Origin of the sequence: Chloroflexus islandicus (assembly GCF_001650695.1) — a bacterium.
Classification (GTDB): domain Bacteria; phylum Chloroflexota; class Chloroflexia; order Chloroflexales; family Chloroflexaceae; genus Chloroflexus; species Chloroflexus islandicus.
The window spans coordinates 41,162-59,054 of sequence record NZ_LWQS01000051.1; the positions used below are offsets into that span (position 1 = coordinate 41,162).

General features: G+C 61.5%; 15 protein-coding genes. 7 read left to right on the forward strand and 8 right to left on the reverse strand.

Going from position 1 to position 17,893, the window contains the following annotated elements; genetic code table 11:
- Window positions 1-2: 2 nt before the first annotated feature.
- The gene (locus tag A6A03_RS09755; RefSeq protein ID WP_066787142.1) at window positions 3-1,169 is read right to left on the reverse strand and encodes a branched-chain amino acid ABC transporter permease; all 1,167 of its coding nucleotides are present in this window, start codon (window positions 1,167-1,169) and stop codon (window positions 3-5) included.
- 78 nt (window positions 1,170-1,247) lie between these two features.
- Window positions 1,248-3,677 carry a branched-chain amino acid ABC transporter substrate-binding protein gene (locus A6A03_RS09760; RefSeq protein ID WP_066787145.1) on the reverse strand — a complete coding sequence of 810 codons (2,430 nt, stop codon included), beginning with the start codon at window positions 3,675-3,677 and terminating at the stop codon, window positions 1,248-1,250.
- 285 nt (window positions 3,678-3,962) lie between these two features.
- On the opposite strand from A6A03_RS09760, the gene A6A03_RS09765 reads away from it, so the two are divergent.
- From A6A03_RS09765 to tsaD, 3 genes are all read left to right on the forward strand, one after another.
- Window positions 3,963-4,547: a hypothetical protein gene (locus A6A03_RS09765; RefSeq protein ID WP_066787147.1), complete on the forward strand. Its 585-nt coding sequence runs from the start codon at window positions 3,963-3,965 to the stop codon at window positions 4,545-4,547.
- On the forward strand, window positions 4,544-5,278 hold the full coding sequence (locus A6A03_RS09770; RefSeq protein WP_066787150.1) for a YggS family pyridoxal phosphate-dependent enzyme: 735 nt from the start codon (window positions 4,544-4,546) through the stop codon (window positions 5,276-5,278). Before A6A03_RS09765 ends, A6A03_RS09770 begins: the two co-directional genes overlap by 4 nt.
- A gap of 99 nt (window positions 5,279-5,377) precedes the next feature.
- Window positions 5,378-6,442 carry a tRNA (adenosine(37)-N6)-threonylcarbamoyltransferase complex transferase subunit TsaD gene (gene tsaD, locus A6A03_RS09775; RefSeq protein WP_066787153.1) on the forward strand — a complete coding sequence of 355 codons (1,065 nt, stop codon included), beginning with the start codon at window positions 5,378-5,380 and terminating at the stop codon, window positions 6,440-6,442.
- Between the two features lie 32 nt (window positions 6,443-6,474).
- Here tsaD and A6A03_RS09780 read toward each other — a convergent pair whose 3' ends face one another.
- From A6A03_RS09780 to A6A03_RS09795, 4 genes are read right to left on the reverse strand one after another with little or no spacing between them, the layout of a single operon-like run.
- Window positions 6,475-7,107, reverse strand: a complete 633-nt coding sequence (locus A6A03_RS09780) for a glucosaminidase domain-containing protein (RefSeq protein WP_066787156.1) — start codon at window positions 7,105-7,107, stop codon at window positions 6,475-6,477.
- 15 nt (window positions 7,108-7,122) lie between these two features.
- A complete protein-coding gene (locus A6A03_RS09785; protein ID WP_066787160.1) occupies window positions 7,123-9,300 on the reverse strand; it encodes an HD family phosphohydrolase in 2,178 nt (725 codons plus the stop codon).
- Window positions 9,301-9,323: 23 nt separating this feature from the next.
- Window positions 9,324-9,875, reverse strand: a complete 552-nt coding sequence (locus A6A03_RS09790) for a GatB/YqeY domain-containing protein (RefSeq protein ID WP_066787163.1) — start codon at window positions 9,873-9,875, stop codon at window positions 9,324-9,326.
- A 56-nt stretch (window positions 9,876-9,931) separates the two neighbouring features.
- Window positions 9,932-10,561: a guanylate kinase gene (locus A6A03_RS09795; protein ID WP_066787166.1), complete on the reverse strand. Its 630-nt coding sequence runs from the start codon at window positions 10,559-10,561 to the stop codon at window positions 9,932-9,934.
- A 59-nt stretch (window positions 10,562-10,620) separates the two neighbouring features.
- Here A6A03_RS09795 and A6A03_RS09800 point away from each other — a divergent pair, with 59 nt between their 5' ends.
- The 3 genes from A6A03_RS09800 to A6A03_RS09810 all read left to right on the forward strand — a co-directional run bounded on the left by A6A03_RS09800 (window position 10,621) and on the right by A6A03_RS09810 (window position 13,046).
- Window positions 10,621-12,369 (forward strand): Rqc2 family fibronectin-binding protein, encoded by a 1,749-nt coding sequence (locus A6A03_RS09800; RefSeq protein WP_066787169.1) that lies wholly within the window; start codon window positions 10,621-10,623, stop codon window positions 12,367-12,369.
- Between the two features lie 82 nt (window positions 12,370-12,451).
- Window positions 12,452-12,688 (forward strand): ferredoxin, encoded by a 237-nt coding sequence (locus A6A03_RS09805; RefSeq protein WP_066787170.1) that lies wholly within the window; start codon window positions 12,452-12,454, stop codon window positions 12,686-12,688.
- Between the two features lie 67 nt (window positions 12,689-12,755).
- Window positions 12,756-13,046, forward strand: a complete 291-nt coding sequence (locus tag A6A03_RS09810; RefSeq protein ID WP_066787176.1) for a hypothetical protein — start codon at window positions 12,756-12,758, stop codon at window positions 13,044-13,046.
- On the opposite strand, the gene apaG is transcribed toward A6A03_RS09810, so the two are convergent.
- A complete protein-coding gene (gene apaG / locus A6A03_RS09815; protein WP_066787181.1) occupies window positions 13,047-13,460 on the reverse strand; it encodes a Co2+/Mg2+ efflux protein ApaG in 414 nt (137 codons plus the stop codon). It lies immediately after the preceding gene.
- A 68-nt stretch (window positions 13,461-13,528) separates the two neighbouring features.
- Window positions 13,529-15,910 carry an alpha/beta hydrolase family protein gene (locus A6A03_RS09820; protein ID WP_066787183.1) on the reverse strand — a complete coding sequence of 794 codons (2,382 nt, stop codon included), beginning with the start codon at window positions 15,908-15,910 and terminating at the stop codon, window positions 13,529-13,531.
- A 263-nt stretch (window positions 15,911-16,173) separates the two neighbouring features.
- Between A6A03_RS09820 and A6A03_RS09825 the strand changes: the two genes are divergently transcribed.
- Complete coding sequence (locus A6A03_RS09825) at window positions 16,174-17,562, forward strand: LCP family protein (RefSeq protein ID WP_066787187.1); 1,389 nt, start codon at window positions 16,174-16,176, stop codon at window positions 17,560-17,562.
- The last annotated feature ends 331 nt before the right edge of the window (window positions 17,563-17,893 follow it).

Below are 17,893 nucleotides of genomic sequence, written 5' to 3' on the forward strand. Positions count from 1 at the left end.
AGCTACACCTTCTGCGTGGTCGCCTCACCGAGCAGACCGGAAGGCCGGAAGATCAAGAGCAAGATCAAAATGCTAAACGCGGCCACATCGGCATAGGCTGCGCCAGAGAAGTTGCCGGCGGTGAAAATTGACAAATAGGCCGCCACAAACGCCTCAAGGAAGCCAAGCACAACCCCGCCGACCATTGCGCCGGTGATGTTGCCGATCCCGCCCAACACGGCGGCAGTAAACGCCTTGAGGCCGGGGATCAATCCCATATACGGATTCACCGTCCCGATGCGCAAGCCAAACAGCGCGCCAGCCGCACCGCCCAAGGCGCCACCGATCAAGAAGGTCAGCGCAATAATCCGGTTAACGTCAATCCCCATGAGGCTCGCCGTCGGCATATCTTGCGCCGTGGCCCGGATCGCCTTGCCCAGCTTAGTGGCATTAACCACATAATTCAGCACGACCAGCATAATGGTCGCGGCCACAATAAAGATCAAGTCGCGCGGGATCAGGATCACCGGCACGCTGCGCTCACCGACTTCCATCGTAAACAGTTGAATTGGCTGGCCAAAATTCGGGGTCTGGTAGCGGGCATTAAACCCCAGCGGCGTGCTGGTCATCACCAAGCGGGCAAGGTCTTGCAAAATCAGCGACATCCCGATCGCCGAAATCAACGGCACCAACCGCGGCGCATTACGCAACGGACGGTAGGCAATTCGTTCCACCGTCACCGCCAGTATGCCGCAAAATGCCATCGCCACTAATATGACCAGCAACACGAAGACCAGTGGCGGAACACTCTCCAGCGTACCGGCGCTCACGAGCAAAAAGCTCACGGTGGCGCCAACCACGCCGCCGATCATAAAGATTTCACCGTGGGCGAAATTGATAAACTCAAGCACGCCGTAGACCATCGTATAGCCAAGCGCGATGGTGGCGAAGAGAAACCCGCGCACCAAGCCGTCAATAATGACCTGCGGCAGAATGATGAGAACCCGCTGCATCATATCGGGCTGGGCGGGAGAAAGGATCAGGGCGAGCACAACGACGATCAGCGAGAGACTGGCGGCGCTTCCGACAATGAATGCCAGCAACTGACCGACCGGGCCAAACACAACCCCAAGCACTTCACCGAGCGAGCGGCGAGCAGTCGTGGGGGCAACCGTTGCATCGACAGCCATGCATGCTCCGAACAAAGTAGTGGGCACATACGCGAGAGGGTAGCTCTCGCGTATGTGCGGTACGGACAACCGATCGCCTTATTGCGGCGGCGCAATCTCCAGCCGGCTGATCAACTCGTTCTTGTTCCAATCAGCCGCGTTGACACGCAACACAAAGTAGGTTGCAGAGGTCGGGTCACCCTTGGCGTTGAACTTGAACGTACCGGTAATACCGGGGAAGGGCGGCAGGTTGCGGATCGCCTCGAGCACCTGCGCGCGGGTCGGCTTGCCGCCAGCGGTTATGGCCGCCGACAGAATGCCAGCCGCGCAGATATTCGCGGCATCGAAGGCCTGCGCCGAGAAGGGCGGCGCGCCTTCGCCATACGCGGCCTGATAGTCGGTCGCATACTTCGCCGCCTTGGGGAACTGGCTCACCGGCGCGGCCACCGAGGTGTAGAACATCTTATCCACCGCGTTGCCAGCCAGCTTCACCAGCTCGTCCGAATCAAGACCGTCAGGGCCCATGAACTGGGCGGTGATGCCGCGATCGCGGGCCTGCCGGAAGAGCGGGCCAGCCTGATCGTAGATGCCGCCGAAGAAGATCAGGTCGGGGTTAGCCGCCAAGATCGGGGTCAGAATGGCCGAGAAGTCACTCTTCTCTTCGGTGCCCTCGAAACCAAGCACTTGCAAACCGTTGGCCTCAGCCGCCTTGCGGAAGAACTCCGCCACACCCTGCCCGTAGGCAGTGGTGTCGTGGATGATGTAGACCGACTTGACCTTCAGCTCTTCGCGGGCGAACTTCTCGGCCACCGAGCCTTGCACGTCGTCGCGACCGACCACGCGGAAGGCCACTTCGTAGCCGCCCTCGGTGATGTTCGGGTTGGTGTTGGCCGGCGAGACCATCGGCAGGCGGGCATTCTTGTAGTCGGGCAGCGAGGCCAGCGCCACACCCGAATTCAGGTGCCCAACCACACAGAGGATGTCCTGATCCGAGACGATATTCTTGGCGTTAGCCGAACCCACCTCCGGCTTCGCCTGATCATCGAACGGCACGACCTCGAACTTCACGCCCAGCGGCGCCAATTGCGCATTGAGCTGCTCGACCGCCAGCTCAACCGCGTTCTTCATACCGGTGCCGAGCGCCGCTTGGCCACCCGACAGCGGGCCTTGGGTCGCAATCTTGACGGTGCCGAGCCGGCTAGCTACTGGACCCAACTGGGCCGCCAGCGCCGCCAGATCGAACTCAGCCGCGCCACCGGTCGCAGCCTCGCCGGGAGGCGCAATCTCAAGCCGGGTCACCAGCTTGTTGTCGTTCCAATTCGCCGCATTCACCTGCAACACGAAGTAGGTCGCCGGGTTGGGGTCACCCTTCGCGCTAAAGGTGTAGGTGCCGGTAATGCCCTTGTACGACTTCAAGCCCTTGACCGCGGCCAGCACTTGCTCGCGGGTCGGCTTGCCGCCAGCCGCCTTCGCCGCATCGGCGATCGCGGTCAGACAGATGCCGGCAGCATCATACGCCTGCGCCGAGAAGGCCGGCGCCGGGCTGCCGTAGGCCGCCTGATAATCCTGCGCATACTTCGCCGCATCGGGGAACTGGCTCACCGGAGCGGCCACCGTGGTGTAGTACATCTTGTCCACGGCATCGCCAGCCAGCTTCACCAGATCTTCGGCCTCAAGACCGTCGGGGCCCATGAACTGGGCGGTGATGCCGCGGTCGCGGGCCTGCCGGAAGAGCGGGCCAGCCTGATCGTAGATGCCGCCGAAGAAGATCAGGTCGGGGTTAGCCGCCAAGATCGGGGTCAGAATGGCCGAGAAGTCACTCTTCTCTTCGGTGCCCTCGAAGCCGAGCACCTGCAAGCCATTGGCGATGGCCGACTGGCGGAAGAACTCAGCCACGCCCTGACCGTAGGCAGTGGTGTCATGGATGATGTAGACCGACTTAACCTTCAGCTCTTCGCGGGCGAACTTCTCGGCCACCGCACCCTGCACATCGTCGCGACCGACCACGCGGAAGGCCACTTCATAGCCGCCCTCGGTGATGTTCGGGTTGGTGTTGGCCGGCGAAATCATCGGCAGGCGGGCATTCTTGTAGTCGGGCAGCGAGGCCAGCGCCACACCCGAATTGAGGTGCCCAACCAAGCAGAGGATGTCCTGATCCGACACGATATTCTTGGCGTTGGCCGAACCAACTTCCGGCTTCGCCTGATCGTCGAACGGCACCAGTTCCACCTTAAAGCCGAGCGCCTCCAGCGGGCCGGCCAACTGCCGCACCGCCAGCTCAGCGCCATTCTTGATACCGGTGCCAAGCGCCGCTTGGCCGCCCGACAACGGGCTTTGGGTGGCAATCTTGATCACCTGAGCGGGGGCTGCGGTCGTCGGGGCCGGGGCTGCCGTCGGCGCCGGGGCCGCGGTCGCCTGCGTCGCCGGCTGCGGCGTCGCCGTGGGCTGGGCCTGCTGGCCGCCGCCACACGCGGCGAGCATCGAGGCCAGCATACCGACCAGCAACAAGAGACTGATCGAACGCTTCATAACCGATTTCTCCTTGACTTCAAACCGGTAATCTGCCGTCTCCTGCGGTTGTCTGAACGTAACGCAACGGTGCTGAATCGTGAGCGAGTCAGCGTGACGCATCATTGCGTTGCGAACAGTTAACCACAATGGATGACAGTAGGCGAATATACGCGATCCGTGCCAGTTTGTCAAGCTTGCCGGCTAAAGCTACAATAAGGGGAGTATGATGCGGGCCATTCCCCCGGTTGGGGCAAGGCATAGGCGGCTCTTGCCGGGGGCAGCCAATATAAAGAGACGGCGGAGATGCACGACGACGCACCGCCCATTCCGTTTTGGGCAATTGGTCTTTTGGGCGCCATCTTTCTGATCGGTATTAGTATCTTTATGCAGCAATCTCGATCAGCGGCCTTGATCGAGCAATTCGCCCGCCAACCGACGCCGGCGCTGCCCTTGCCCGCGCTCCCGCAACTCGAGGTGCAGAATCTGGCGCCGGAAGCGCAGGCAGCGGCCCGCGCCATTTGGCAACAGATCGCAACCGGCAATCGCAGCCAGCCGATCGACCCGGTCGCAAGCAGCCAGCGGGTGCGGGTAGCGATTGACGTGATCGAACCGACCGCCGATGGGGTGCGGATTAAGGGGACGGTGACGAATCTGACCACTGCCGATCTGCTGGTGCCGATCAGTGCGTTTGAGCTGCGCGACAGCACTGGCGAGAGCTACCGCTCACCCAGCTCGACGATGGCCAGCTTGCCGCCGGGTGGTTCGACGCCGCTAGAGTTGAGCGTGCCATTGCCGGAAGGGCGCGGCTTGTTGTTGATCACCCATTTGCCGCCCGACCCGCCGATCGAGCAACGCTTGCTGATCGATGTGCGAGGAGCGCGACCATGAACACCGAGTTGAGCCAACGACTGGCTGCGGTGCAAGCCCAGATTGCCGCCGCCGCAGCGGCTGCCGGACGCAGCGCAGCGGACGTGCAACTGATTGCGGTCAGCAAGACCCATCCGCCAGCGGTGGTAGCGGCAGCGGTAGCCGCCGGCGTGACCGATCTGGGGGAAAATCGGGTGCAAGAAGCGCACCAAAAGATCAGCGCGTTGCAGACTCTGCGCCCACGGCCACGCTGGCATCTGATCGGCCACCTTCAGCGCAATAAAGCCAAGCTGGCCGTCGAACTGTTCGATCTCATCCATTCCGTTGACAGTCTGCGGCTCGCCGAGACGCTCGACCGGCATGCCCGCGAGCGTGACCGGCGGTTGCCGATTCTGTTGCAGATCAATGTCAGCGGCGAAGCGAGTAAAGAAGGGTTTTGGGCGCCGGGAGGGCTGAAGAATAGCGACGCCTATAGCGCGTTGCTGCGCGATATTGAAGGTATCTTGGCGTTGCCGGCGCTTGAGGTACGCGGCCTGATGACGATCGCGCCGATTGTGGCCCATCCTGATGAAGCGCGGCCCTTCTTTGCCGCGTTGCGCGAACTGCGCGACGATCTGGCCCGCCGCTACCCGCAAGCCACGTGGCGCGAATTGTCAATGGGAATGAGCGATGATTTGGCGGCAGCGATCGCCGAAGGGGCGACCATGGTGCGGATCGGGCGCGCGATCTTTGGCGAGCGGCAAGCGGGATGATGTTCGCGCCTGCGCTCTCGACGAAGATGGCTGCGGTTATGAGCCCGTACTGGCGACGCAACGACATGACGTGAACAATGACAACGGACGAGTGTTAGCATGAATCAGCTTCCCGACGACTTTACCATTTTGGCGCTTGAGACATCGTGCGACGAGACCGCGGCGGCGGTGGTGCGCGGCGGGCGCACGGTGGTGAGTAATATTGTCGCGTCACAGATGGCGACGCACGAGCGGTACGGCGGCGTGGTGCCTGAAATTGCTTCGCGCCAGCATATTCTCAGCTTGGCGCCGGTGGTGCGGGCAGCGCTGGCCGCCTTACCGAACGGGTGGAACGATGTGCATGCGGTGGCGGCCACCCACGGCCCCGGCCTCAGCGGCGCGTTGCTGACGGGGCTGAATGCGGCCAAGGCGATGGCGTGGCAGCGCGGGTTGCCGTTCGTGGCGGTCAACCATCTGGAAGCGCATTTGTATGCGGGCTGGTTGGGCAGCGATCCGCCGCCGCCGTTTCCACTGGTGGCACTGCTGGTCAGCGGCGGCCATACCTTGCTGGCGCTCATTCGCGACCACGGCCAGTATGACTTGCTGGGGCAGACCCGTGATGACGCCGCCGGCGAAGCGTTTGACAAAGTCGCGCGCATTTTGGGGTTGGGCTATCCGGGTGGGCCGGCGATACAGGCTGCGGCGGCGCAGGCTACTCCCGGCGGGGTGTTGCCGCGCGCGTGGCTGCGCGACAGCTACGACTTCTCGTTTAGCGGCCTCAAGACCGCAGTTTTGCACCGGGTGCAAGACCGGCTAGCGCAGGCGGCGCGGCTGAGCGGGCGCAAAGGCGGCAACGACCCGGCGCAGCTCGATGCGCCGTTTGTGGCCCAGATGGCCTACGCCTTCCAAGAGTCGGTGGTGGATGTGTTGGTCAGCAAAACGGTTGACGCGGCCCGCCGGCACGGTGCGCAGGCGATCCTGCTGGCCGGCGGGGTGGCGGCCAACCGGCGCTTGCGCGAAGAGCTGATCCGGCGCGCGCATGTGCCGGTGCATCTGCCGGCGCTCGATCTCTGCACCGACAACGCGGCGATGGTGGCGGCAGCGGCGTTTTACCGCTTCCACGCCGGGGTGCAACACGGCTGGGATGTGGATGTGACGGCGAATTTGCCGTTGGGGGCGTCATAGGGGCATAGCGACGCTATGCCCCTACGACGCCCCTACGACAACGGCACCGCCAAGATTTGATTCGCAATCCGGGCAATCGCCTCGCCGTAATTATGGCCGGGACTGGCCCAACCGGCCCCCTGCGCACCCAGCGGGTTGTGGGCGCGGCCTAGTTGCTTGATCGTCTGCGCGCTGCCGCGAAACGCACGCGGGAAGGGCCGGTAGCTCAGCGCCTTAGCGATCAGCTCGCGCTGGGGCGGCGTTTCGCTCCCTTCGCGCAGCGCGTATGCCAACAACCGCCCGATTTGGGCCGGGATCGCATCATCAGCCCACGTCGCAAAACTTACCCCCGCTTCCCAGCGTTGGCGTTGGGAATTGTAGGCCCAGCCGCTCGGATTGGCCGGCTGGTGCGTCTGCCACTGGCCGGTCACCCCGATTCCAGCGGGATTACGCTGGGGGCGTTGGCTCCAGAAACTGGTCAAATTGCCAGTTTCGTGGATCATCTGTGCCACCGCCAGCACCGGATCAACCCCCACCGGCAGACAGATGCGCACATACGCCGGGATGATGACATCGGCAATATCCTTCTCGGTATACTCGCCGTGCGGACGGCTGAGGATATAGCGGCTCATCTGATCCATCGCGGCGGTCTGCGGCCCCAGAATTGGGCTATCGGCAGTGTACATCACAGCAACACTCCTTTACACGCGAACAATCGGCGGCGCATAGTCAACCCGTGGGTGGTAGATAGATTGTAATGTGTTGATAAAGACCGTCTTGATCTGGCCCAACTCGCGCATGGTCAAGGGGGCATCGTTGAGTTCGCCTTCGCGCACGCGGGCATCAATAATCGACTGCACCAATTCATCGAGGGTGACAGCGCCGTTCGCTGTTCGTTCACCCGGCTCGCCGTTGCGTTTGGCGATCAACTTGCCGTGCTGGGCCTTCGCGCGCACCGTCGCCTCAACCGAGTCAGCCAGCATCAAGATCGCCTGCTCGCGGGTATGGGGGCGGGGGCCGGGGTAGCGAAAATCGCGTTCATCGATATTGTCGTAGCGTTGGAGAGCCTGCTGGTAGAAATGGCGCACCAAGCCGGTGCCGTGATGGGTGGCGATAAAATCGACGATCTGTTCGGGCAAGCCGGCAGCGCGTGCCATCTTGATCCCCTCGCGCACGTGATCGATGATAATCTGCGCGCTGATATAGGGATCGAGATCGTCATGCACATTCTCACGCCCCATCTGGTTATCGGTAAAGAAAGCGGGGCGAATCGTCTTGCCAATATCGTGATAATAGGCGGCCACCCGCAACAAGAGCGCATCGGCGCCGATCGCCTCGGCTGCGGCCTCGGCCAGATTACCAACCGCGACGCTATGGTAATACGTCCCCGGCGCTTCGCGGATCAACTTGCGCAAGAGCGGGCGAGACGGATGGGCCAGCTCCATCAACTGCAACGCCGTCACCTGCCCGGCCAGCCGGCCAATGACATTAAACAGACCAAACGAGAGAATCGTCGTCAGACCGCCATTAGCAATGGCGCTCAGCACCGTGGTAAGCATCCAGTCGCTAAAGCCAGAGAGGGTAAAGATCGCTTGTTGGCTGAGCCAGAAGGTGATTTCCAGTGCCACAACCGTGACCGTGACCCCCAGACCGGCGACCAAAAACGATCGCAGCCGTTCAGCGGGACGCACCAGCAAAATCGCGCTGGTCGAACTAGCAAACAGGGTCGCCGCCAGCGTCAGATCATTCCCTTCCATCACGCTCATCACGATCGCGGCCAGCAAACTAGCGGCGAACCCGATCTGGCCGGTGAAGACCACGGTTGCTACCACCGCCAGCATCGCCAGCGGGAAAAAGATCGGGCGGGCATCGTAGATGAGCAGTGTAATGCGGGCGAGGATCAACGTCGCTACAATCGTGCCCACTAAGACAAACAGCGACCGCGCTTGCTCGGTGAGTTGGGGCTGAAAACCGCGCAAATAGCCGAACAGACCAGCACTGAGCAGGGCAGCCAGCAAGCCGTGGCCGAGCAATTCCGGCCAGCCGAGCGGGCGCGGCATTGCACCGGTGGCTTGCAGCTTCTCAATATGGGCCGGGGTAACAATCTCACCGGCGCGAATGATCATCTCGCCGGCCAACACCTTCACCTCAACCGGCGCCACTTGCGCCGCCGCATTGGCCCGCCGTTCTTCGGTTGCAACCGTATCAAGGGTACGGTTCACCCGCAAAAAAGCGGCGGTGATGGTCTGGGCCAATTCGCGTTGGGCAGGATCGAGGGTGGTGGTCGCCAGCCAAAAACTCAACCACCGATCGCGCAGTTGGGTGAGCGCCCGCTCATCAACGGCATAGTCATACCGTTCAATAGCCCGATCGTACAAACTCAAGATAGTGGTGCGCAACAGCGACCACGCTTCATCATCAAGCGCGAGTATCAAACGCGCCTGATCGGCTGACAATTGCACATCGGCGCTGGGCAATTCGCGCAGCGCGCGCAACCGGCCCGCCTCATCGAGGGTCGGATCGCTGCGCACCCGCCCGATCAATTCGAGGAGGCTAAACAGATTGCGACGCTGTTCGATCGGGATCTGCGGATCGTTGAAATAGACCAGATTATCGGGGTTATTGGCCGCCTGTTTGCGCCGTTCGGCGGTCAGCACCTCGCTGGTATAGATCACCTCGGCGGGCGCAGTAATGCTGAGCGGGCTCGGCTGGCCGGCCTGCAAGCCGCTGGCGCCGGGGAGGCGAAAGGTAAGCACAGCCCAGATCCCGGCCCAGAGCAAGAGCGCCGCCAGCACCAACCGCGCCTGTGCGCGCGACAGCGCCAACATGTGCGGTTGGACAAGCCAGCGGGAGAGCCGGTGGCGCGAGATGGCTTTCATAGGCGCCTCTGGGTGCGAGAACGTTATGACGCGCTCAAGAGTTCGCGCGCAACCTGACTCAGGGTGCGATTTTCCGCTTTCCCCTTAAACCGTTCGAGCAAGACCGGCATCACTTTCCCCATCGCCGCAGGGCCGCTCACGCCGAGTTCGGCGATCACGGCGGCTACCAGCGGGCGCAACTCTTCGGGACTGAGCATCTTGGGCAGATATTCGCTCAACACGGCGATTTCGGCCTCTTCGGCGACCGCCAGATCGGTGCGACCGGCCTTGTGATAGATATCGGCGGCATCGCGCCGGCGCTTGATTTCACGGGCAATCACCGCCTCTTGCTCGGCCTCGCTCAAGGCCGCGTGGCTATCAATCGCGATCGCAGCCTTGGCTGCTTCCATTGCCGCCGGATCGCCGGCATACTTGGCTTCAATCTCGGCAAGCGCGGCATCGAACCGCTGCTTGGCCGCGTCGAGCTGGGCCGCTTGCAAGGCGGCACGAGCGGCGCGAATCGCATTCACGCGCACCTTATCACCGGCGCGCATCGCTTCTTTCAGATCGTTGGCAAGGCGTTCTTGGATCGTCATACGTTCTTCTCCAACCTCATTGGTATGCGGGCCATAGGCGCTATCGCCCGGCAAGATTACAACGTCACCCGGCGCGGATAGACGCGGGCCTTTTCGGCGCTGATAATGGCTCGAATCTGGCCAACCGCTTCATCCAGCCGGTCGGCATGGTTGATCACTACGTAATCAAAATTGGGTAACTGGGCCAATTCATCGGCCACCATCGCCAAGCGGCGCTCAACCTCGGCGGGTGATTCGGTGCGGCGCAGCATCAGCCGGTGGCGCAGCTCATCGAGCGAAGCCGGCGCAAGGAAGATAAACACCGCTTCGGGAGCGAGCCGCTTAATCGTGGCCGCGCCATCGACATTGATCCGTAAAATAACATCGCGCCCGCTGGCCATCGCCTGCCGGATCTCGAATTTGGGAATGCCCTTATATTGGCCGTACACTTCAGCCCATTCGAGCAGCTCGTCGTTATCGATCATCTCACGAAAACGCTCGGTGGAAACAAAATGGTAATCAACGCCGTCAATTTCACCGGGCCGTTGTGGCCGGCTATTTGCGGTCACGACAAAATGGAACGGGAACCCTAGCTCGCGCATCCGCATCAGCACCGAGTCTTTGCCGACGCCAGACGGGCCTGAGATCACGACGAGTAGCGGTTGCGGCGGCTTGCCGTGCAACACCGGATTAAGCAACTGTTCCATGCCTAAGCTCATCTTATGGTATCCTGCCGGCAATAGGGCTGACACCTGCTGGTGCAACAATGTATTTTGATGCTTTGACGTTGACGGCTGTCGTTGAAGAACTGCGTGCAACGCTCCTCTTTGGGCGGATCCAGCGCGTGGTCTTGGTTGGGCCGCTCGCCATCGGGCTAGAGGTCTACGCGCATGGCCGCCGCCAATATCTTCTGGCGTCGGCTGACGCGCAGACAGCGCGTATTCATCTGGTCAGCCAGCGCCTCAGCCGTGGCGTTGAGGGTGAACCGCCCTTTTTGCTCTTGATGCGTAAATACCTGCTCGGCGGTCGCATTGTGGCGATCGAACAACCGCCCTACGAGCGAGTCGTTTTGTTCAGTATAACGAAAGCGGCGGAGTCGCGCAAACCGCCGGTGAGCGCCGATGAATTAGCCGATGATGAGCTGGATGACGATGAGACGGTGGATGAAGCGGCATTGTTGCGCTGCGATCTGATCGTCGAGCCGCAAGATCGGCGCAGCAATATCATTTTGGTTGATGACAACAACCTGATTCTCGACGCGATCAAGCGGGTGACGCCGCGCATGAGCAGCCGGGTGATCACGCCGCGGCGGGTGTACGAATTGCCGCCAACGCCAGCCAAGCGCGATCCGTTGCGAGCCACTGCCGCCGAGATCGAAGCAATGCTGGGGCCGGATGATCCGGTGAAGGCCTTGGTAAACACTTACCGCGGCATCTCACCGCAGGCGGCGCGCGAAGTATTGGCGCGGGCGTGCGGCGCAGTGCCAACGACGGGGCTCGGCTTGCCGGCCTACACCATCGCGGCCCGGCTGCGTGAAATCGTGGCCGAGCCGCCGGCTCCGCATCTGGTGCGCGATGAGAACGGGCCGATCGCCTACGCGCCATACCGCCCGTTGCACCTGCCCGGCGCCGAGGCAATGCCGAGTATGAGCGCGGCGCTGGAGGCGTTTTACGCCGCTCGCCAGCAACCGTTGGGACGCGACCAGCGCCGGGCCGATCTGGCAGCGCGCTTGCACGCCAGCCGCGAGCAACTGGAGCGGCAACGCGAACAGATCGCGGCTGAGCTGGCCCGCGCCAACGAGCTGGATCGGCTGCGCTGGGAAGGCGAGATGATCTTCGCCTTTCTGCACCAATTGCCACGGGGGGCAACCGAACTGGTGGTGGAAGGAGAGCGGATTGCGCTCGATCCCAGCCGTTCGCCGGTCGAACAAGCGCAAGAGCGATTCAAGGTGTATGAAAAGGCCAAAAGCGCCCGCGCCATCTTGCCCGAACGATTGGCCGAAACCGAAGCGCGGCTAGCCGGATTGGATCAAGTATTGGCGCTGCTAGCAGTCGCCGATGACGCCACCCACATCGAGCTGATCGCCGCCGAAGCGGAAGAGGCCGGCTACCTGCGCCCGTCACCCACCCGGCGCCGCCCGCCGCGCTCCCGCCCATTGCAGGTGCGTTCGAGCGACGGCTTGCCAATCTACATCGGGCGCACCGCCCGCCAGAACGAAGAAGTGACCTTTCGCATCGCCCGGCCAACTGATCTTTGGCTGCATGCCCGTAACATCCACGGCGCGCACGTGATCATCCGGGCCGAGCATCCGCCTGAACGGACGATTGCCGAAGCCGCGGCGCTGGCGGCCTATTACAGCCAAGCGCGCAACGATGCAGCAGTCGAGGTTGACCTCTGCCGGCGCCGGGCCGTGCGCAAAATCCCCGGCGGGCCAACCGGATTAGTCAGCTACCACCCTGAACGGACATTGCGGGTGAAACCGCAACTTTGCGGCGAAGTGGTACAAAAGTGGTAGACGGCGGCCCATGGTCTATAGTAGTCTGAACTCAAACAACCACCGCGCGGGAAACCGCAGTGCCGATAGGAAGGAGCTGTCTGTGCCGTACGTTATTGCAGAGCCGTGTATTGGAACCAAAGACGCTTCGTGCGTCGCCGTCTGCCCAGTCGATTGCATCTACGAGGGCGAAGATCAGTACTACATCAACCCAGATGAGTGCATCGACTGCGGTGCGTGCGAGCCAGAGTGCCCGGTCGAAGCGATCTTCGCCGACGACTCGGTGCCCGAGCAGTGGAAGAGCTATATCGAGAAGAACCGCAAGTTCTTCGGCGCGTAACGAAGGGACGGCGGAGGGGCAGGACATCGCTCTGCCCCTCTGCCGCCACTTGTAACCATCCACCCCTATGAACAAACCACCCACCACTGGCGCCAGCCTGCTCGACGCGCTGCGGCTCCCGCTCCCACGCTTGGGAGCGAACCAACCATCGACGCCGGCCACCACACCGGCGTGGCAGCGCCAACTGCAAGCCATTGCCGAAGTACAACTCGCCCGCTTTCCGTTCTTGATCCAACTGCGGGCCGTCTGGCGGCTGCTGCGCGAAGAACGGCCCGATTGGCCGTGGCTGTTGCCACTGCTAGCAATCGTCTTTATCCGCACCTACCGCCGCGAACGGGAGCGGATGCAACCGCGATAGTCACTCCTCGTCATTGATCCATTCGGGGTCAGCGACTAAATCGAAGCGCGGGATGATCGCGGTGAAGTAGGTATTTTCTAGGGTGCGGAAATAGTATTCTCCCTCCATCCAACCGCGCGGCGACTTGAGCACACAAAAACTCTGGTACTCATGCACATCGCCGGGGTTGAGCAGTGGTTGCAAGCCAACCACCCCATCACCCACCACTTCCATCTCTTCACCGATTGAGTCGTAAATCGTCCAACGCCGGCTCATCAACTGAGCGGCGCGCCGGCTGATGTTCTCGATCCGCACATCGTAAGCGAAGACAAAGCGTTGCAGCGGCGGAAACGAATGGCCCGGCAGGTAGTGCGGGCGCACGCTAATGCGCATGCCTTCGCTGAGGCGGTAATAGAAAGGTCGTCGGGTAAACATGGTTGTAATCAATGATCTTCCAGTAGGGGATGGGTTTGCAACCCATCCCCTACTGGGCATGATCCCCCTTATTTCAAATGCGTCCGGAACCACTGAATCTGCTCTTGGGCAGCGTAGAGCTGATTTTCGGGCATGCCCAAGCCGTGACCTTCAAAGATGAAGCGCACCATACGGGCCGGCACGCCGCGATTGACCAACTGTAGATGGAAGTTTTCGTTCTGCACGATCGGCAAGAAATCGTCGGTGCCGTGGAAGGTCAGCACCGCAGCTTTGACCTTATCAGCTCCGTAGCTCGGCGAGTCTTTGATATACTCGTTGAGAGCCTTATACGGCGGCAACCCTTCGAGGTAAGGCGGCAAAATGACGCTGCCGAGCTGCCATTCGCTCAGCACATCAATAAAGGCGCATTGCGGATTAGCTGCCGCATACAGATCGGGATAGCGCACAATACTCTGTATAGTAAAGTACCCGCCATACGAACAGCCGGTAATCCCCACCTTGCCCCGCGATGTCCAGCCCCGAGTGATCGCCTGCTGCACAATTTCGGCCTGCTCATCAATATCGATCTGGCCGAAATTGGCATTATCGACCAGCGAATTGTAGATCGCCGGCGTATAACCGTGGCGACCGGCAACCGGCGTAATCAAGAGCGCAAAGCCAAACGAGGGCAGCAGCGCGTAGGGGTTCTCAACATTGGCCGCCCACTGATTCAGCATCGGCACATTCGGCCCGCCCTCTTGCCAAACGATCATGCGCACATTCTTGGGCGGGAAGGGCGCATCAGCCGCTTGGATCAAGGTACCGACCCGCACCTGCCCATTACGCAGGGTAAACGTCACCGGGTCTTCGCGGAGATTGGCCTCAACGCGCAACTCTTCGTTCTGCCATGTCAAGCGGTAGAGCGCGGAGCCATCCCAGCGCAGCCGGTAGATATCGGGCGGCGCGGTATATGAGGTGTGGGTAAAGACGATCTGGCGGGTGCTGCTGCTGGTCGCCACTACGTTAAAGTACGAGCCGGCCCGATCGGCCAGATTGCGCAACTCGCCGGAAACGCGGTTGTAGTAGTAGGGATGGCGATTGCTGCCGACCACACCCCGAATAATGATCTCGTCGGGGCTGACAAAATCGGCAATACTCGCATAGACGACATCGCCACCGGACAGCATCGGATGCTCGAATGTCTTCGTCCAGCGGAACTGGCCGTTGCCATTGCGGTCGTAGAAGCGGAAGCTGGTGCGCGACGAGAAGCGCGGATAGTAGACCGGATACGTGCGCCCTTTGAGGTAGGCCGGATGGTGAGCCTTGATCAACAACGCCTGCCCGCCGGGAGCCCAATCGTGCGCTTCGAGGATCGGCGCGCCGGCGGCGGCATCAGGCCGGATCACCTGCGTCTGGCCGCTAGCAAAGTCGATCACATACGTATTGTTATTCTGAATGACCGGATTCTGGCGTGGCGGCAGATTGCCGGTCATATCGCGATAAATCTCTTCTGAGAAGAGCGAGCCAATGTAGGCGCTGCGCCCTTCGGCATCAGGGACACCGAAAAACGAGATTGCCAATTGAGCCGAATCGCTCGTCCAAGTATCATTAAGCAGGGCCGAAGCATAGGGAATGCTCGTGACATACCGCTCTTCGCCCGTATTCACATCATAGAGGAAGAGGTTATACGGTTCGCGAGTCACTTCGACCGTACTACTATCCTCTTCCTGCTGGAAGAGAAAGCGGGCGAGCAGATCGGGTCGTTGCTGGCGGAAGAGATCGACCCGGCGCTGAAGACGAGCCGGCAGTTCGATCCGCGACTCGCGGGCGATCAACGGGGTAGGCAGGCCAATGGTATAGCGTTTGGTAAACGACTTGGATCCCACCGCCGGCGGCTCCTCGCTGGCTTCCGGCGGTTCACGCAGAATCAGCCAACTGGTGAGATTCGGCGCCACCGAGACAAAACCAAAGTTTTGATCGGGAATGGCCACTGGCGCCGCGTTGATCGAACCGGTAAACCGGTCGATGAAGAGGGCCGCGAGCGCATCTTGGTTGCCGGTGGCGAAGAAGTTGACTGCCAGCACGCCCAGCGTGCTCTCATCTTGCCAACTATAGCTGCCGAAACCAAAAAAGGGCAACGGAACGAGGAAGTCGAACACCGTGGTATCAACCGGCACCGTATCGCCAGTGGCGATATCGAGGAAGGCAATTCCTTCATTGGAGCTGATCAATACGGCGGCGTCATCGGGACTGATCTCGCTGATGGCAAGCGGATACGAAGCGCCATTCTGCAAGCGATCAATCCGCTCAATCTCTTCATCGCTGAGCAGATTGGGCGGGAGATCCTTCTCATCGCCGAATTGATCGACATTCACGATATTGTTGCGAATGGGAGCGGCGGCAACCGGAACCACAAGACTCATCATCGCGACCAAGACACCGATCCACCAAAGCCGGCGGGGTCGTCGCATACAAGTGCTCCTTACCATTGCTAAAAGGCGAAGAACGCTCCGTTTTGTATCATAGCAGATGGATAGGCAAAATGGTATACTACACGGTACTATATTCTTGCCGTAACAGTAACGTTGCTCGCGGTTGTGGTCACTGGTGGAGGATTGATAAGCGGCAGCGCAGCAACCCTCTTGGATGCGGAAGGAAAACTACTGCACGCCAGAGTTGAGACTGCAACTCATAACGCAATCCGAATCATGACCGGTGATCGAATGGCATTCGTATGACCTGTAGTGAAGCGCGCGCGCTGCTCGCCGCCGGTATCCGGCCCGGTTCGGGGTCAACCACCCAAGCGCGTCTGCACGATCATTTAGCCCAGTGCGCCGCTTGCCGCGAGCTGGCCGAAGGAAGCGATCAGGCACTGCTAGCAGCCTTGCTGGCGACGCCGCTACCGGCACGGCCCCCCGCACGCAACTGGTCGATCCGCCACCTCCTCTTTCTGCTGCTCGCCTTGCTGGCCGGCTGGCTCGGCTTTCAAACCGGTAGGGTCGTATTGGCAGGGATCACAATTAGCCAGAACGTGGCGGCAATGCAATTGCCCTCGCCAGCGATCACAGTCACGCCAGCGATGATGGCTATGGCAACGCCGTTACCAACCCAAGCGCTCCCCACCCCCACCCCCATCCCCTCACTCTTACCAGCGCCAGATCAACCGGCGACAACCAGTGAGACGATCGCCGTTGTCGCATCGCCAACGCCAGTAGCGTTGGAGGTGGCGATGGCTGCTTCAATAACGCCCATCCGCTTGCCGGCAATTGATGGTCGCGCGCCGGTGCCGACGCTGATGCCAACCGTTGGCGTTCGGTTGCCGGCAGGTGATGCGATTCACATTCTGTTGCTGGGCAGCGACCGGCGACCCGGCGAGGGTTGGGCCACGCGATCCGACGCGGTGATGCTGGTGCGGATCGAGCCATCTACGCGGCGGGTGGCGCTACTCTCGCTGCCCCGCGATCTGATTGTCGAGATTCCGGGGTACGGGTATGGCCGGATCAACAGCGCAACCGTCTACGGTGAAATGAACCCGGCCATCGGTGGGGCTGAACTCGCCCGGCGCACCGTAACGAATCTGCTCGGCCTACCGATTGATCATATCGTGTGGGTTGATTTTACCGGCTTTACCGCGGCAGTTGACGCCATCGGCGGGATTGAGGTTGAGCTTGAGCAGGCGATCTATGATCCGGCTTACCCGACAATGGATTACGGGATTACGACGATCTACTTCCCAGCGGGGAAGCAGCGGCTCGATGGCGCGCAGGCGTTGATCTTGAGCCGCACCCGCCACGCCGATAGCGCCTACGCCCGCGAAGCGCGCCAGCAGATGGTCGTGTTGGCGATTGCCCGCCGGATTCGCGAACACGATCCGGTGCGGCAGGTCGAGCTGGCCGCGCACGTGACCACAGCGCTGCGCCCGCACATCCGCACCGATCTGAGTGCTGATGAAATCTTGGGGTTGGCATGGTCGTTGCGCGATGTTGATCTCGGCGCGATCGAGCGGTTTGCGTTAGGGCCAGATGGGGTGTATGAGGGGTTGATTGAAGGAGACCCGTATGCACTGACGCCGCGCCCCGGCGCGATTGCGGCGCTGGTGCGAGCGTTTGTGAACGGGAAGTAGATCGGCGGATGATTCGGAATGGCCACGAAAAAACACAAAAGTGATAGAGCGTTGAACACCACCCCCTGCCCCTCCCCCGCTGGCGCTCAAGGGCGGGCAGAACATCTGCCCGGCACCCGGCCCTGAAGGGCCGGGCTACTATTACGAAGCCCGCTGCGCGGGCTGATGCCCCCACCCCTTGCCCCTCCCCCGCTGGCGCTCAAGGGCGGGCAGAACATCTGCCCGGCACCCGGCCCTGAAGGGCCGGGCTACTATTACGAAGCCCGCTGCGCGGGCTGATGCCCCCACCCCTTGCCCCTCCCCCGCTGGCGCTCAAGGGCGGGCAGAACAT

Excerpts from the sequence above, each read along its gene's own strand:
- tsaD (WP_066787153.1), top strand. The coding sequence starts at position 5,378 with ATGAATCAGCTTCCCGACGACTTTACCATTTTGGCGCTTGAGACATCG.
- A6A03_RS09795 (WP_066787166.1), bottom strand. The coding sequence starts at position 10,561 with ATGGAACAGTTGCTTAATCCGGTGTTGCACGGCAAGCCGCCGCAACCG.
- apaG (WP_066787181.1), bottom strand. The coding sequence starts at position 13,460 with ATGTTTACCCGACGACCTTTCTATTACCGCCTCAGCGAAGGCATGCGC.
- A6A03_RS09760 (WP_066787145.1), bottom strand. The coding sequence starts at position 3,677 with ATGAAGCGTTCGATCAGTCTCTTGTTGCTGGTCGGTATGCTGGCCTCG.
- A6A03_RS09785 (WP_066787160.1), bottom strand. The coding sequence starts at position 9,300 with ATGAAAGCCATCTCGCGCCACCGGCTCTCCCGCTGGCTTGTCCAACCG.
- A6A03_RS09800 (WP_066787169.1), top strand. The coding sequence starts at position 10,621 with ATGTATTTTGATGCTTTGACGTTGACGGCTGTCGTTGAAGAACTGCGT.
- A6A03_RS09755 (WP_066787142.1), bottom strand. The coding sequence starts at position 1,169 with ATGGCTGTCGATGCAACGGTTGCCCCCACGACTGCTCGCCGCTCGCTC.
- A6A03_RS09790 (WP_066787163.1), bottom strand. The coding sequence starts at position 9,875 with ATGACGATCCAAGAACGCCTTGCCAACGATCTGAAAGAAGCGATGCGC.
- A6A03_RS09765 (WP_066787147.1), top strand. The coding sequence starts at position 3,963 with ATGCACGACGACGCACCGCCCATTCCGTTTTGGGCAATTGGTCTTTTG.
- A6A03_RS09770 (WP_066787150.1), top strand. The coding sequence starts at position 4,544 with ATGAACACCGAGTTGAGCCAACGACTGGCTGCGGTGCAAGCCCAGATT.
- A6A03_RS09825 (WP_066787187.1), top strand. The coding sequence starts at position 16,174 with ATGACCTGTAGTGAAGCGCGCGCGCTGCTCGCCGCCGGTATCCGGCCC.
- A6A03_RS09780 (WP_066787156.1), bottom strand. The coding sequence starts at position 7,107 with ATGTACACTGCCGATAGCCCAATTCTGGGGCCGCAGACCGCCGCGATG.
- A6A03_RS09810 (WP_066787176.1), top strand. The coding sequence starts at position 12,756 with ATGAACAAACCACCCACCACTGGCGCCAGCCTGCTCGACGCGCTGCGG.
- A6A03_RS09820 (WP_066787183.1), bottom strand. The coding sequence starts at position 15,910 with ATGCGACGACCCCGCCGGCTTTGGTGGATCGGTGTCTTGGTCGCGATG.